Origin of the sequence: Acinetobacter higginsii, from assembly GCF_000369845.1 — a bacterium.
Classification (GTDB): Bacteria; Pseudomonadota; Gammaproteobacteria; order Pseudomonadales; family Moraxellaceae; genus Acinetobacter; species Acinetobacter higginsii.
The window spans coordinates 241,754-256,710 of the sequence record NZ_KB850211.1; the positions used below are offsets into that span (position 1 = coordinate 241,754).

The 14,957-nt window shown below is 41.4% G+C and carries 15 protein-coding genes; 13 read left to right on the forward strand and 2 right to left on the reverse strand.

Annotated features, from left to right (window positions below; genetic code table 11):
- The first annotated feature begins 15 nt into the window (after positions 1-15).
- From nuoI to F885_RS18800, 9 genes are all read left to right on the forward strand, one after another.
- Entirely contained in the window at positions 16-558 is a 543-nt protein-coding gene (gene nuoI / locus F885_RS18840) for an NADH-quinone oxidoreductase subunit NuoI (RefSeq protein ID WP_004655439.1), read from the forward strand.
- Positions 558-1,076, forward strand: a complete 519-nt coding sequence (gene nuoJ / locus F885_RS18835) for an NADH-quinone oxidoreductase subunit J (RefSeq protein ID WP_171061079.1) — start codon at positions 558-560, stop codon at positions 1,074-1,076. Before nuoI ends, nuoJ begins: the two co-directional genes overlap by 1 nt.
- Positions 1,076-1,384: an NADH-quinone oxidoreductase subunit NuoK gene (gene nuoK, locus F885_RS18830; RefSeq protein ID WP_004655436.1), complete on the forward strand. Its 309-nt coding sequence runs from the start codon at positions 1,076-1,078 to the stop codon at positions 1,382-1,384. The genes nuoJ and nuoK overlap by 1 nt, the downstream gene beginning before the upstream one ends.
- Complete coding sequence (gene nuoL, locus F885_RS18825; protein WP_005312459.1) at positions 1,381-3,276, forward strand: NADH-quinone oxidoreductase subunit L; 1,896 nt, start codon at positions 1,381-1,383, stop codon at positions 3,274-3,276. The genes nuoK and nuoL overlap by 4 nt, the downstream gene beginning before the upstream one ends.
- 1 nt (position 3,277) lies before the next feature.
- Positions 3,278-4,876, forward strand: coding sequence for an NADH-quinone oxidoreductase subunit M (nuoM, locus tag F885_RS18820; protein ID WP_005312462.1), 1,599 nt, complete (start codon positions 3,278-3,280; stop codon positions 4,874-4,876).
- Between the two features lie 3 nt (positions 4,877-4,879).
- Complete coding sequence (gene nuoN, locus F885_RS18815; RefSeq protein ID WP_004804782.1) at positions 4,880-6,376, forward strand: NADH-quinone oxidoreductase subunit NuoN; 1,497 nt, start codon at positions 4,880-4,882, stop codon at positions 6,374-6,376.
- 106 nt (positions 6,377-6,482) lie between these two features.
- Positions 6,483-7,118, forward strand: a complete 636-nt coding sequence (gene upp, locus F885_RS18810) for a uracil phosphoribosyltransferase (RefSeq protein ID WP_017402053.1) — start codon at positions 6,483-6,485, stop codon at positions 7,116-7,118.
- Positions 7,119-7,241: 123 nt separating this feature from the next.
- Positions 7,242-7,532, forward strand: a complete 291-nt coding sequence (locus F885_RS18805; protein WP_005312465.1) for a cold shock domain-containing protein — start codon at positions 7,242-7,244, stop codon at positions 7,530-7,532.
- A gap of 339 nt (positions 7,533-7,871) precedes the next feature.
- Positions 7,872-9,983 (forward strand): TonB-dependent receptor, encoded by a 2,112-nt coding sequence (locus F885_RS18800; RefSeq protein WP_081401665.1) that lies wholly within the window; start codon positions 7,872-7,874, stop codon positions 9,981-9,983.
- A gap of 49 nt (positions 9,984-10,032) precedes the next feature.
- Here the strand turns inward: F885_RS18800 and gigC are convergent, their stop codons facing one another.
- On the reverse strand, positions 10,033-10,917 hold the full coding sequence (gigC, locus tag F885_RS18795; RefSeq protein WP_004804792.1) for a LysR family transcriptional regulator GigC: 885 nt from the start codon (positions 10,915-10,917) through the stop codon (positions 10,033-10,035).
- Between the two features lie 84 nt (positions 10,918-11,001).
- On the opposite strand from gigC, the gene F885_RS18790 reads away from it, so the two are divergent.
- A complete protein-coding gene (locus F885_RS18790; protein WP_005312471.1) occupies positions 11,002-11,763 on the forward strand; it encodes a ferredoxin--NADP reductase in 762 nt (253 codons plus the stop codon).
- Positions 11,764-11,818: 55 nt separating this feature from the next.
- Positions 11,819-12,142, forward strand: a complete 324-nt coding sequence (locus F885_RS18785) for a hypothetical protein (RefSeq protein WP_005312474.1) — start codon at positions 11,819-11,821, stop codon at positions 12,140-12,142.
- A 30-nt stretch (positions 12,143-12,172) separates the two neighbouring features.
- Here the strand turns inward: F885_RS18785 and F885_RS18780 are convergent, their stop codons facing one another.
- Positions 12,173-12,595, reverse strand: coding sequence for a hypothetical protein (locus F885_RS18780; RefSeq protein ID WP_004804795.1), 423 nt, complete (start codon positions 12,593-12,595; stop codon positions 12,173-12,175).
- Positions 12,596-12,798: 203 nt separating this feature from the next.
- On the opposite strand from F885_RS18780, the gene F885_RS18775 reads away from it, so the two are divergent.
- Both F885_RS18775 and F885_RS18770 read left to right on the forward strand, forming a co-directional pair.
- Positions 12,799-12,999 carry a hypothetical protein gene (locus F885_RS18775; RefSeq protein ID WP_004804796.1) on the forward strand — a complete coding sequence of 67 codons (201 nt, stop codon included), beginning with the start codon at positions 12,799-12,801 and terminating at the stop codon, positions 12,997-12,999.
- Between the two features lie 230 nt (positions 13,000-13,229).
- Positions 13,230-14,867, forward strand: a complete 1,638-nt coding sequence (locus tag F885_RS18770) for a mechanosensitive ion channel (protein WP_005312478.1) — start codon at positions 13,230-13,232, stop codon at positions 14,865-14,867.
- Positions 14,868-14,957: the final 90 nt, after the last annotated feature.

Consider the following 14,957-nt stretch of genomic DNA (forward strand, 5'->3'; position numbering starts at 1 on the left):
AGCAGGGAGTACAAAATGTATAAAATTCTAGCTGGCTTTGGATCGATTGTACGTTCGTTATGGATGGTGTTCAGCCATGTAACACGTAAACGTGACACGATCTTATATCCAGAAGTACCGGGTGAACAAATTGCGCCTCCACGCTATCGCGGTCGTATCGTATTAACGCGTGATCCAGATGGTGAAGAGCGTTGTGTGGCATGTAACCTGTGTGCGGTTGCATGTCCAGTGGGTTGTATTTCATTGCAAAAAGCGGAAAAAGAAGATGGACGTTGGTATCCAGAATTTTTCCGTATTAACTTTTCACGCTGCATTTTCTGCGGTATGTGTGAAGAAGCATGTCCAACTACAGCGATTCAGATGACACCAGATTTCGAACTTGGTGAATATGTACGTCAAGACTTGGTGTATGAGAAAGAAAACTTACTCATCTCTGGACCTGGTAAATATCCTGACTACAACTTCTATCGTGTCACTGGTATGGCTGTGAGCGGTAAAGAAAAAGGTCAAGCACAAAAAGAAAGTGCACCAGTAGATGTACGGAGCTTATTACCATGATGTGGCCATTTTATTTGATGGCACTTGTGGCCATTGTTTCGACAGTACGTGTTGTGACCAACACCAATCCTGTGCATGCATTACTTAGCTTGATCGTTTCTCTTCTTGCGGTTGCTGGCATTTTCATGATCGTGGGTGCGCCGTTTGCGGCTGCCCTTGAGATCATCGTTTATGCAGGTGCGATCATGGTCTTGTTCGTCTTCGTTGTCATGATGTTGAACCTTGGACAAGATACCATTGAACAAGAAAGCAAATGGTTGACTTCAGATGCTTGGGCTTTTCCTGCACTGATGAGCTTTTTATTGGGCTTAATCTTGGTGTGGATGCTCGGTGGTGAATACACCACGATTTCTGCGCCAATGGGTACAGAAGTTGTTGGACCTAAAGCAGTCGGTCAAGCACTATTTACTCACTATCTATTATTGGTAGAAGTTGCCGCGATGTTATTGCTTGCAGCACTTGTTGCAGCATTCCACTTAGGCAAACGTGAACCAGGTGCAGAAGAGGATAAAGAATAATGGGACACATCCCTTTAGAACATGGTTTGATCGTTGCAACCATCCTTTTTGCACTGGGTTTTTACGGTGTAATGGTGCGACGCAACCTTTTATTTATGCTAATGAGCCTTGAGGTGATGATGAATGCTGCTGCGTTGGCATTCGTCTTGGCAGGTAGTGTTTGGGCTCAGCCAGATGGACAGATCATGTTCATTTTGATCCTGACGCTTGCTGCAGCAGAGGCATGTATTGGTCTTGCGATCGTCCTTCAGTTTTATCATCGCTTCCATCACTTGGATGTGGATGCTGCTAGTGAGATGCGCGGATGAGTACATTATATTTAACCGTTTTATTTCCGCTCATTGGTTTTATCCTTTTAGCGGCAGGGCGTGACAAACTTTCTGAAAATGTAGCTGCCATTATTGGCGTCGGTTCAGTGGGTTTATCTGCGTTATTTGCTTTAATTGCCGGTCTTGCATTTACCAGCAGTGGTCAAACCGTTTTTGTTCAACACTTATGGACTTGGTTCAGTGTTGGCGGTTTTGAGCCAGGCATCAGCTTACATTTAGACGGCTTATCATTATTGATGACAGGTATGGTCACAGGTGTTGGCTTCCTGATTCATATCTTCGCATCATGGTATATGCGTGGTGAAGAAGGTTATGCGCGTTTCTTCTCTTATTTCAACCTATTCGTTGCCAGCATGTTGTTGTTGGTATTGGGCGATAACTTGGCGTTATTGTTCTTAGGTTGGGAAGGTGTAGGTCTGTGCTCTTACTTATTGATTGGTTTCTACTACTCAAACCCTGCAAATGGCTGGGCTGCAATCAAGGCATTCACCGTAACACGTGTGGGTGATGTATTCTTACTCATCGCATTGTTCTTGCTCTATCAACAATTTGGTACGTTGAATATTCAGTACATTGTTGAAAATGCAGCGACTGTCATGACGCAAAGCTCATCATTGTCGATCTGGACAGCATTGATGTTGTTCTTGGGTGCAGCGGGTAAATCAGCGCAAATTCCATTACAAACTTGGTTAGCTGATGCGATGGCTGGTCCTACACCAGTATCTGCATTGATCCATGCTGCAACAATGGTTACAGCAGGTGTGTACTTATGCTGCCGTATGTTCTCTGTGATGGAAATGGCGCCAGAAGTAATGCAGTTCATCTCGATTACAGGTGCTGTGACTTTGCTGGTTGCTGGCTTTGCTGCATTGGTGCAAACCGATATCAAACGTATCTTGGCTTACTCAACCATGAGTCAGTTGGGTTATATGTTTATGGCGGTGGGTGCTGAAGCATACCAAGCTGGTTTATTCCACATGTTGGCTCACGCATTCTTCAAAGCGTTATTGTTCCTTTCTTCAGGTGCCGTAATTCTTGCATGTCATCATGAACAAAACATTTTCAAAATGGGTGGATTACGTCACAAGATTCCATTCGTATTCTGGTGTTTCGTGATCGGTGGTGGCGCATTGGCAGCACTTCCAATCGTGACTGTTGGCTTCTTCTCTAAAGATGCGATCTTGGGTGCAGTCTATGCACAGTCGACTATTGCAAATCTTCCGCTTTACAATACGTTGTATTGGGTTGGTGTTGCGGGTGCATTCTTAACGTCTATCTATACTTTCCGTTTAATCTGGGTGGTATTCTTCGGCGAAGAGAAAACTCATGCGCATGCGATTCATGGCGTCACTTACTGGGGTCCGCTTGCAATTCTTGCCGCGTTATCAACAGGTATCGGCTACTTCCTACAAGCGCCAGTTGCAAAATTACTGACTGCTGCAAGTATTCCAAGTTTTGTTGTTCCTGAGAGCTTAGAAGCTGCTGTTTCTCATGCTGAACACTTAGCAAGTGGTGTTGCCCTCGCTGGTTTAGCTGTGGGTATCTTCTTGTTTGCTTTTGCATATGGTGCAGTAAAAGCTTTTGCTCAAACATCTTTGGGTTCAGGTTTAGCGCACATTTGCCGTACAGCATTTGGTTTCGATGCTTTGTATGACATCGTATTTGTAAAACCTTATTTATTGATTGCGAAAATTTTAGGTCGTGATCCAGTTGACGGTTTATGGTTAGTACTCCCTGCAATTGTGAAGGGTGGTAATAGCTTTACAAGTTCGCGTCAAACAGGTTCATTACGTGAATACGCTTCAAGCATGTCACTCGGTGTAGTGGTGTTATTGATGATCTTGATCGTGATTCAGGTTGTGGGGAAATAAAATGGAAAACAATTTAATTTTACCCGCACTGATTTTAGTTCCTTTCATTGCAGGTTTTATTTGTTGGTTAGTCGATAAATACGACCAACATTTGCCGCGCTGGATTGCCTTGATTGGTATGTTGATTACCTTCGGTTTGGGCATTGCACTGTGGCAAAGTGGTACATTTAGCTACGAGTTGGGCGGTAAAGTCCCGACTTGGGCGGCTGAATTCCATCTTCCATGGATTCAGACTTTAGGCATTAGCATTCACTTAGCGGTGGATGGTTTATCTTTACTCATGGTGTTGTTGACTGCATTACTGGGTGTACTTGCAGTGGGCTGTTCATGGGGTGAGATTCAAAAGAACGTTGGTTTCTTCCATTTAAACTTACTTTGGAGTTTGGGTGGGGTTATCGGTGTATTCTTGGCGATTGACTTATTCTTGTTCTTCTTCTTCTGGGAGATGATGCTCGTACCAATCTACTTCTTGATTGCGTTATGGGGACACTCTGGGTCGAATGGTCGTTCGCGTGTTTATGCTGCAACCAAATTCTTCTTATATACTCAAATCGCTGGTTTGATCATGTTGATCGGTATCTTGGGCCTTGTGGTCTATGGATACATGATGACAGGTATGATCGGTTTCGATTACAACTATCTATTGGCTGTTGCGAACCACTTACCACCTGAAGTTGCTTATGCATTCATGCTGTGTTTCTTCATCGGTTTTGCGGTGAAATTACCAGTATTCCCATTACACGGCTGGTTGCCTGATGCGCATGCTCAAGCACCAACAGCGGGTTCTGTGGATTTAGCGGGTATTTTGATTAAAACAGCTGCGTACGGTTTGCTTCGTTTCGTAATTCCATTCTTCCCGGCTGCATCAGCACAATTTGCTGATATCGCCATTATTTTGGGTCTGATTGGTATTTTCTACGGTGCATTCTTAGCGTACCAACAAACAGATATGAAACGCTTACTTGCGTACACGTCTATTTCGCACATGGGTTTCATCTTACTTGCAATTTATGCAGGTAACATCCTGACTTTCCAAGGCCTCATGATCATGATGTTGGCACATGGCTTGTCATCTGCTGCATTGTTCATTATGTCGGGTCAAGTGTACGAGCGTTTACATACACGTGATTTACGCTTGATGGGTGGTCTTCGTGGCCAACTGCAATACTTGCCATTCTTCTTGATGTTCTTTGTTGCAGCATTGGTTGGTGTACCAGGTCTAGGTAACTTTATTGGTGAATTCCTGATCTTGATGGGTTCATTCAAAGCTTATCCAGCGTTCACGATCATTGCAGCAGTGAGCTTGGTATTTGCCGGTCTTTATGGTCTGATTCTGATTCACAAAGCATTGTTTGGTAAACCAAACTCAGAGCAAAAACAGCACTATACCAGTCCGCTTAAAGATCTATCTGCACGTGAAGTCACTATTTTGATGATCTGTGCGATCGGTTTGGTTTGGTTAGGTATTTATCCGCAAACATTCTTGGATATGTCTCATTCAAGCATGCAATGGTTAGTAAATAGTTATATGCCAGTACAAGAAGTTGTCGAAACTGTTCAACAGGCTGCAACTCAACTTGAACATGTGGAGATGCAATAAATCATGAACTTCACAATTTCTTTTTCTGAGCTAATGCCACTTGCTCCCGTGATGATTGTGGCTTTGACCGCAATCGTCGTGATGTTATTAACTGCGATTAAGCGTAATCACAATCTGATTGCAACAACTTCGGTTGTGGGTTTAAACCTTGCTGCAATTTATATTGGATACACCATGTTTAGTGGGCACTTTGCACCAGTAAACGTGATGGGTATGTTCATGGTTGATCCATTTACCATGCTCTATCAATTCCTGATTCTAATTGCTGCTTTAGCGTGCTGTACTTTATCTCATGCTTATATTGAGACTTATAAGGACAACCGCGAAGAGTTGTATATCTTGTTACTGTGCTCAGTGACAGGTGCAATGTTGTTGGTTTCAAGCTCACACTATGCAGCATTCTTCATCAGCCTAGAGTTGATGTCGATTCCTGTATACGGCATGTTGGCGTATACCTATCAACGTAGTCAGTCTTTGGAAGCGGGGATTAAATACCTTGTGCTTTCAGCGACTGCTTCTGCAATGTTGCTCATGGGTATGGCTTATATCTATGCGTATACAGGTTCATTGTCGTTCTATGACTCTGTTCAGGCATTGTTTACTGCAATCAAACAACCAATGGTGTTATTGGGCTTAGGTTTAATTATCTTTGCTGTTGCATTCAAACTTTCACTTGCGCCATTCCATAAATGGACGCCAGATGTGTATGCAGGTGCACCGGCACCTATGGCAACCTTCTTGGCAACGGCTGCGAAAGTTGCAACGATTGGTCTATTTGTACGTTACTTACTGACTTCTGGTGCAATCTTGGTTGAATCATTAGTGACGGTGATTACCATCATTGCGGTATTGTCGATCGTGGTGGGTAACTTACTTGCAGTTCGTCAAGTCAACTTGAAACGTATCTTGGGTTATTCATCGATTGCACACTTTGGTTATTTGTTGATTGCTTTAATCAGCATGACTTACGCAAGTCTGGGCAGCGTGACTGTTTATGTAATTACTTATGTATTGACCACAATCGGTGCATTTGGTGCGGTTGCATTAATGTCGAGCCCATATAACAACGTTGATGAAGCACAAAGCCTTGCAGACTACCGTGGTTTGTTCTGGCGCCGTCCGATTTTGACTGCAACATTAACCGTGATGATGTTGTCTTTAGCAGGTATTCCATTAACAGCAGGCTTCATTGGTAAGTTCTTGGTGGTGATGGCTGCGGTGACAACGCAACACTGGTTCTTGGCTGCAATGATCGTGGTGGGTAGTGGTATCGGTTTGTATTACTACTTACGTGTGATGGTGGTGATGTATATGACTCCACCAGATGTACCACGTATTGATGCGGATGCCCATTGGGGAAGCAAAGTCGGTGGTCTTATGGTTCTTGCTGCTGCGTTATTAGTTTTGGTGATGGGTGTTTATCCAGATCCAATGATTAACTTGGCATTGAAGGCAGAGATCCTTTCTCCATTGCACTTTATGTTGTCTCAACAACAGTAATCGTCGGATTTGTACAAAAAAGCCTCCAAAGTTGGAGGCTTTTTTATTGATGAGTAAAAAAACACTTTATAATGGAGTGAGATTAATATTACCTAGGTACTCATTCGTGTCGATTCAAGAAATCCGTCATCCGCTTATTCGCCATAAACTTGGTTTATTACGTCGTTCAGATATTAGTACCAAGAACTTCCGTGAATTAGCGCAAGAAGTCACGATGTTACTGACTTATGAAGCAACAAAGGATCTTCCTGTTGTTGATCATGAAATTGATGGGTGGGCAGGGAAGGTCTCAACTCAGCGTATCGCAGGGAAGAAAATCACCATTGTTCCTATCTTGCGTGCTGGTATTGGTATGCTTGAGGGCGTTCTTAGTCTGATTCCAAGCGCGAAAGTGAGTGTTTTAGGTTTAGAGCGTGATGAAGCAACTTTAGAAGTGCGCACCTACTATAAAAAGTTGGTGCCTGATGTTGCCAATCGTTTAGCCATGATTATTGATCCAATGCTTGCAACGGGTAATTCTTTAATCGCTGCGATTGATGTATTGAAAGCAAGTGGCTGTAAAGATATTCGTGTCATGGTCTTGGTTGCCGCGCCAGAAGGTGTTGCGAAAGTAGAAGCTGCACATCCTGATGTGTTGATCTATACCGCATCGATTGACCAAGGTCTGAATGAAGAAGGCTATATTGTTCCTGGTCTGGGTGATGCTGGCGACAAGATTTTTGGTAGTGTTCAAAAAGACTGATTTTTGAAACATTCATAAAAAGAGACTTGATCTCATCCTGAAGCTGTTTTGGGGGTAGATTGAAAGTCTCTTTTTTATTTTTATATACTGTGATTATCAGATTTGAAAAGTAGGATAAATGTCATGAAGCAAGAGTTCTATCAGGGAAAAATTAAACAATATAATCCAGACAAAGGCTTTGGCTTTATTGGGACTTCTGAAGGGGATGTGTTTTTTCATATTTCAGAGTATCCCGCTGGTGGCGAGCCGAAAAGAAATGAAAAAGTGAAATTTGTGGTCGTTGAAAATGACGGAAAGTACAAAGCCACAAAAATTGAGCTTGTTGATCCAAATCCAGCGAAAACCAGAAAAACTAAAATAACGACGCACAATAATTCAATCACATCAGAGTTGTTATCTAACTTCAGACGCTAATTTTTCTGGTTTGATTTGAACTTGTTTTTAAAGCTCAAAAGAGAAGAGGCGTTTAGCCTCTTTTGCTTTCTATCAGTATTGCTTCTCGATTGGCCTATTGTAGCTAATCAGCTGTTTCACTAAGTCTGAGAGAAAAGCATTTCATCGGTTATTAAGTTAAAAATAAATTATGTGAATTCTCATGATGATATTTTTATATTCATTAAATAAATGGGTATCATTTTATTAATGATTTTTATTATCATTTGTAAATTTATCTTATATACTGTGGTCAAATTTTTATCGGGGTTTCATCACTTGAAAAAGAATATATTATTTTTATCTCTCATTACTTTACCCATGTTTGCTGTTGCTGAAGACAATACCGTTTTACCAACGATTACGGTAAAAGCTGATCAACAAGAGAGTTATGCTGCTGGTAAGCTCAAGAAAAATTCAAATTTGGGTAGCTTAGGCAATAAATCTACTATTGATACCCCGTTTTCTGTTACGACTTATTCGGATAAGTTGATTCAAGATCAGCAAGCTGCCACTGTTTCAGAAGTATTAAGAAATGATCCAAGTATTCGTGAAACAACCAATGCTGGACATTTAAATGAAAATGTTCAGATTCGTGGTTTTAGCGTTGGATTTGAAGACTATAACCTAAATGGCCTGTTTGGAATGGCGCCGACTGGGCGTATTCCTACAGATATTCTTGAGTCAGTCACTTTGTTAAAAGGCCCAAATGCTTTAGTTGCTGGGATGGCGCCAGCAGGTAGTGTTGGTGGCGTTGTCATGGCTCAGACTAAACGTGCCAATCAAGATTTGACTCAAGTTTCAGCGAGTTATGAAGATGGGGGATACTATAAATCAGGTTTTGATGTATCCCGTCGCTTAGGCGCAAATAATGAATTTGGTATCAGAGCGAGTGGTTCATATGGTACAGGGGAACATCTTATTGATGGAATGGATGATAGCAATGCAACTGGCGTACTCGCACTTGACTATACGACAGACAAATTAAAGTTAAATTTTGATGCCTATGCGATGCGAGATGATCGTGAAGGTGGCTCACCAGCAATGGTCTCAATGGGAACAATTAAGCAAGTGATTGCAGCTCCTGATGGTAATAATAACTATTTTCCAAAAATTGAAGGAAAGCAGAGTAGCCAATATGCTGGGTTATCAGGTGAATACAAGTTCAGTCCAGATTTAAAAGTGTTTGCAGGGGTTGGATATACTGAAAAAGAATATTCAGGCCATCTTTTTGGTACGCGAATGATTGTACAAAATGCTAAAACAGGTGCTGCAACATCTCAATATTATCGAGTAGGGACTCAGGAACACAATGTTGCTGCAAATACGGGTCTTGAAGCAAAGTTTGAAACAGGAAGTATCAAACATACTGTTGGCGTTCGAGCAGATTATTTAACGCGTAAATATTGGCAGCATTATAATAATAAAAATGCAGGATATATCCTTCCAACAACAAACTTTGATACGAATTTATACAACCCCTCATCTGATGGCGCTATGCCAACAGCATCTCCATATATTGGACCATATGCAGATAATAAATATGTGAGCTACACTTTAACTGACCAGATTTCTTTGTTGAACGATAAGTTAGAGTTCATTTTAGGCGCACGTTATCAAGAAATTGATACTAGAACTATACCTGCCTATGCCGCAAGTAGTTACAGTGACGATAAAATTTCACCTAGTCTTGCAATCATTCTAAAACCTTTTGGTGAGAATATATCTTTTTATGCAAGTTATGTTGAAGGCTTATCTGAAGGAAAATCTCTTACCGATCTAAGCTATAAAGATGATATAAACTATAATAAAACTTTTGCGCCTTATCAGACTAAACAATATGAATTGGGTGCAAAAGTTCAGCAAGGCTCATGGCTAAATACGTTGGCGATATATCAAATTGAAAAACCTGATTTGATGACAACCAAGTTTACGACCCCTGATGCAAATAAGAAAAAACAAATGACTACAGACGATGCTAAAACTCGTTCACGTGGTATTGAGTGGACGTTTGCTGGCAATTTAACTCAAGATTTGAGTGTAATTGGAAATATGGCTTATATCGATGCAAAATATAAGAAAACAGCTCTGGCAACAACGACAGGCAAAACCATATATGGTATTCCCGATTTTACAGCGGGGTTGAACCTTAATTATGAAATTCCAACTCTAGATGGTTTAAGCTTAAATGCTGGGGCTACCTATGTAAGCAAACAGTATTTAAATAGCGATAACTCTTTAGAATTGCCTGATTACACTATTTTTGACTTAGGTGCTAAGTACGCGACTAAACTTGGTGGTGTAAATACAACTTTTAGAGCGAATGTTGATAACGTTGCCGATAAAAAGCACTGGGCAGGTGTATTTAACAGTGATTATGCCATTATTGGTGCAGGTCGTACCTATAAATTGGGTGTGAGTTTCGATTTCTAAATGAAAATAAAAAACGCTTCCTATTGGAAGCGTTTTTTATTGGGATGAATTAAACCTGATGTTCGCAAAATTGTAAAAAGGCTTTCAGTCCAGGTCCTTGGTACTTTTGACGATGCACGAGCATGTAGAGCGGGCGGGTCAATTGCCAGAATGGGGTATCCAAGATTACCAGTTGGCCTTTTTCTTGTAGCGGTTCAATCGCTAGGCGTGACACGCATGACATGCCTAAACCACCCGCCACAATTTTTAAGATCGCTTCATTATGACCCAGTGTTAAACGGATATTGGCATCGGGTAAATCTTGCAAAATGGCATTATCAAACACTTCACGAGTGCCTGAGCCCTCCTCACGTAGAATCCATTCTACATCTAGGAAATCAGTTGGACTCACGGGGCGATTCAACTGTGCTAAGGGATGATCTGGCGCACAACATACGGCTAGCTCATCATCACGCCAATGGATACATTGCAGTTGAGGTAAATGACAAGACCCTTCGATCAAGGCCAGATCCAATTGGAATTGATTGACTGCTTCAATCATTTGACGGGTATTGCCCACTTGCAGTTGCAGATGTGCTTGTGGATGACGTTGTAAAAATTCAGCCATCAAATCTGGCATTAAATAATCACTAATTGTAAGTGTTGCACCTAAGCGTAGGTCAATGCTTTGTAATTCACCCTTAGCCGCTTGTTCAAAAGAATCACAGCGACCTAAAATTTCTAAAGCTTGTGGGAGTAAAAAACGTCCCAAATCATTGAGCTGCAATCGTTTACCCAAACGATCAAAGAGTGGTGCACCGAGACCATCTTCTAAATCTGCTAAAGCCATACTTGCCGCACTTTGTGTAAGTCGGACAGCATCACTCGCTTTGGTTACCGTTCCTTCTTGAGCGACCGCCACGAAAACAGCCAACTGGCGTAATGTCATGCGCATGTTAAATAGCCTTAATGTTTTGAGTATCCATCAATTATTCGATCATGCTAACATGAGCGCACTGTTTCATGCCACGTTCTCATCATGTCAATTGAAAAATTTAGCGTAGAAAAGGTTTTATCTGTACACCGTTGGACTCATAATCTTTTTAGCTTCACCATGACCCGACCAGCTCATTTTAAATTTACCGCAGGTCAGTTCGCGCGTATTGGTTTAATGGTTGAAGGGGAACTGGTTGTTCGTGCTTATTCAGTTGTCTCTTCACCTTTTGATGAAACATTAGAATTCTTTTCAATTGTTGTGCCTGATGGTGCTTTTACCTCGAATCTACAACACCTCAAAGTCGATGATGAGTTGTATTTGGAAAAAATTTCTTATGGCTATTTAACGCTGGCACGTTATCAACAACCTTTACCACAGGATTTATGGTTATTGGGAACAGGCACGGGGCTTGCGCCGTTTTTATCGATGTTACAAGACTTTGAAACATGGAATAAATATCGGCAGATCAATCTGGTGTATAGCGTACGGACGGAATCTGAGTTGGCTTATGTCGAGCGTATCCAAGAGATTGCAGCCTTATTTGGCGAAGGGCATACGGGCTTTAAGTTCATTCCAATCATTACCCGTGATCCGAATGCAGCCCTGCATGATCGTTTGCCTGTTTTAATCGGCAATGGTGAATTAGAAAAAGCAGCAGGGCTCTCTTTTAACCGAGACAGTAGTCATGTGATGTTATGTGGTAATCCACAAATGGTGGAAGATACCAAAGAAGCCCTGAAGCAACGTGGTTTAATTATGAACCGTCGTGGTGAAGGGAATATTGCCGTAGAGAATTATTGGTAAAGCAAATACATCATCACTTTTAGTTGTTTCAATAAGAATAAGGAAAAAGAATAGGATGGGGGAGCACGTCGGAAAAAAGGCGGTTGGCAAAGTTCCTTATATCGCTTTTTTTGTAGGAATGCTCATGATGAGCATCTTACTCATCTACAGTTATACGACGATATATACTGGCGGGTGGGGAGATTTAAGTCGAAATATCATGGTTGGGCTAACGTTGTTGGCTTTTGCCGCCTATTCCCTGTTCTTTTTTATTTGCTCGTTGTGCCTTTGGGTAGTTTCTCACAAGCAGCCCAACTTGGATTTGTCTCCAACGAATTGGGCTATGGGATTACAGGGCTTAGCCGTTGTGTTGATATTATTGTTTTTTGCGGGAAGTTAAACCCAATCAGAAAATGATTTATGTCTGATCTTAATGTACAAACATATCCATAAATTCACGAATTTCTTGAATAGCGGTATCGACATCGGTGGTTAACCAAGTCGGTTCAAACAAGCCAATATAATGTTCTAAACGATCTTGTGGCACGACCAGACGGACTGGGCAATCTTCTTCAAGTAGACGCCAAGGCAGGATCGGCACTTCATTGTCCAAAAATGGTTGTACATTGCGAATATCGACAATCATCGCATTGATACAATCTGGCAATGGCATCACCGAGAACTCTTCTGTACGACGACGAAAGTATTCTAAATCGCCCCATTTCAGAATATAGCTCGGCTTATTGAACTCAATAATTCCAATCAAATGTTCATCGCGTGTGTGATGTAAAAAACATTGATGCGTCACATCAGTGTCTAATTCAAGAGAAACGCTTTGTTGGCTATAGGACATAAAGCAGAACGGCTAAGAAAGGAGGCGCGTATTATAGCTTATTTTAACGCATTCTAAAACCGACTATATTTTAAACAAAAAATAAATAAAAGAAAGTAGAGTTCTGCAACCAGTGCAACGATAGTCCGAAGCTTTTTCACACAATGCAACACTGGGTATTGCTAATATAAAACTTGAAAAGTAAAAGGATGAGGGCTGCTATCATGCATGATTTTAGTAAGCCACAGCCTCATGTGGCTAGCAAAGAAGAAATTACCAAAAAGAGAAGATTACCCGTTTATATTTTGATTATGGTCGGAATCTTCCTGATTGCATTACTTGTTTATATGGTTGCTGATCATTCAGCCAATCCAACTGCTCAAGTGATCATGTCACATATGCAGTCGGCCATTCTGAATGCTTAAGCAAGCATATCTTTAGACCAAAACCAATTCATAATAAAGCTCATTGGTGTGAATCAATGAGCTTTTTTTGCAATATTGTGAGACTTTTTTGTTGTATTAGTGATGCCATTGATTGATTGGAAAATAGACAAAAACTAAGGTGGAAGCATCCATAAATCATGTTCTTCATTGCAGAACGTTCTTAGGTGGATGCGTATCAAGATTTAAAAACACAATATAAGGATAACAACATGAATGATTTTTTTAGTGACCCCTCCAATCGTGGAGGATTTGATGCAATGTATTATTGGGATCAGTTTCATCCTATTTTTGCTGCAGTTGTCATCCTACTTGTAGGGTGGATTGTTGCTTTAGTAATTGCAGCAGGTGTTAAAAAATTACTGCAAAAGCTTGATACCAATCATAAATTGTCTTCTGCAACAGGCCGTACTCCAAATATTGAAAATCTGGTCTCCAAACTGGTGTTCTGGTTTGTGATGATTCTCGCTGTAGTTGGCGCACTCAATGTTCTAAATATCAGTGGGGTCAGTGATCCATTTAGCAATATGGTTGGTCGCGTCCTCGCGTATATACCGAACTTGCTGGCTGCTGTTGCTGTGGGTTTCATTGGCTGGATTATCGCACGTCTGGTTCGTGCAGGTCTAACCAATGTACTTTCCAGAACTGAGTTAGATGAGAAATTAAGTGGCGAAGTTGGTGTCAGTTCACTCAGTAGCAATATTGGTGAAATTTTCTATTGGTTAGTGTTATTACTGTTCTTGCCTATTGTCTTATCAATTCTGGGTTTAACAGGGCTTTTAATTCCAGTACAAAACATGGTGAATGAAGCGATTGCTTATCTGCCGAACCTGTTTATTACGGCTGTGATCATTTTCGTGGGCTATGTGTTAGCGAAAATTGTAAGAGGCATTGTTGAAGGCTTAAGTAATAGTCTGGGTTTACAGGCGCAAGCTGAAAAAGTTGGTCTATTTAAAAACTCAAATGTTGCTAAATTCTTAGGTTCATTTGTATTTGCCATCATTATTATCACCACCTTAATTGTGGCTTTTGAAGCCTTGGGTATCCAAGCGATTTCTCAACCTGCAACTGCCATGCTCAATCAAATCATGTATGCAATTCCACAAATCATTGCAGCTGGTCTGATTCTAATTGTAGCTTATATCGTATCGCGTTTTGTGGGGCGTTTGGTGGCTGAGCTGATCTCTGGCGCAGGCGTTGATGAAATTCCAATGAAGCTGGATTTACAACGCTTCTTGGGACAAACCCGTGTTTCTGACGTGATCGGTTGTTTAATCGTTTTCTTTACGATGCTGTTTGCAGTCTCAGAAGCAGCCAATCGACTTGGTTTAGAGCAGGTCAGTGTGCTGATCGCGATGTTTATCCAGTTTGGTGCCAGTATTTTACTTGGTGCGGTGATTCTAGTGATCGGTTTCTGGTTAGCCAACGTGGTCGCCAATATCGTACAACGTGGTGAATACAACAGTTCACGCTGGTTAGGCAATTTAGTCCGTATCTTAATTATGGGCTTGGTGATTGCAATGGGCTTAAAAGCCATGGGTATTGCTGACTCGATTGTGAATTTGGCTTTCGGTTTAACACTTGGCTCAGTCGCTGTGGCTTTTGCTCTTGCATTTGGCTTAGGTGGGCGCCAACCTGCGGAACGTTTGCTGACGGATCTTTTAGATAAAGCAAAAACTGAAGGCAATAAACCAAATCCGTTGCATAAGGATGAGGTTAAGCCAGTAGTTCCTGTGAGCTCAACACCAACAGCATCAACGACTCCAGTAAATCCTGTGAGTCCGACCCCAACGTCATCAGATACTCCGGCAAATCCAACACCACCAACTCCGCCGTATTCGGATGAATAGAAAAAATAATCTTTGATTTTTTTAATCAATTCGACCACTCTAAGCAGGGTGGTCGTTTTGTTTGTATCGGCGCTATTGGCTTTTGTTTTG

Coding starts and splice junctions, on each gene's coding strand:
- nuoI (WP_004655439.1), top strand. CDS start 16: ATGTATAAAATTCTAGCTGGCTTTGGATCGATTGTACGTTCGTTATGG.
- nuoJ (WP_171061079.1), top strand. CDS start 558: ATGTGGCCATTTTATTTGATGGCACTTGTGGCCATTGTTTCGACAGTA.
- nuoK (WP_004655436.1), top strand. CDS start 1,076: ATGGGACACATCCCTTTAGAACATGGTTTGATCGTTGCAACCATCCTT.
- nuoL (WP_005312459.1), top strand. CDS start 1,381: ATGAGTACATTATATTTAACCGTTTTATTTCCGCTCATTGGTTTTATC.
- nuoM (WP_005312462.1), top strand. CDS start 3,278: ATGGAAAACAATTTAATTTTACCCGCACTGATTTTAGTTCCTTTCATT.
- nuoN (WP_004804782.1), top strand. CDS start 4,880: ATGAACTTCACAATTTCTTTTTCTGAGCTAATGCCACTTGCTCCCGTG.
- F885_RS18805 (WP_005312465.1), top strand. CDS start 7,242: ATGAAGCAAGAGTTCTATCAGGGAAAAATTAAACAATATAATCCAGAC.
- F885_RS18800 (WP_081401665.1), top strand. CDS start 7,872: ATGTTTGCTGTTGCTGAAGACAATACCGTTTTACCAACGATTACGGTA.
- gigC (WP_004804792.1), bottom strand. CDS start 10,917: ATGCGCATGACATTACGCCAGTTGGCTGTTTTCGTGGCGGTCGCTCAA.
- F885_RS18790 (WP_005312471.1), top strand. CDS start 11,002: ATGTCAATTGAAAAATTTAGCGTAGAAAAGGTTTTATCTGTACACCGT.
- F885_RS18785 (WP_005312474.1), top strand. CDS start 11,819: ATGGGGGAGCACGTCGGAAAAAAGGCGGTTGGCAAAGTTCCTTATATC.
- F885_RS18780 (WP_004804795.1), bottom strand. CDS start 12,595: ATGTCCTATAGCCAACAAAGCGTTTCTCTTGAATTAGACACTGATGTG.
- F885_RS18775 (WP_004804796.1), top strand. CDS start 12,799: ATGCATGATTTTAGTAAGCCACAGCCTCATGTGGCTAGCAAAGAAGAA.
- F885_RS18770 (WP_005312478.1), top strand. CDS start 13,230: ATGAATGATTTTTTTAGTGACCCCTCCAATCGTGGAGGATTTGATGCA.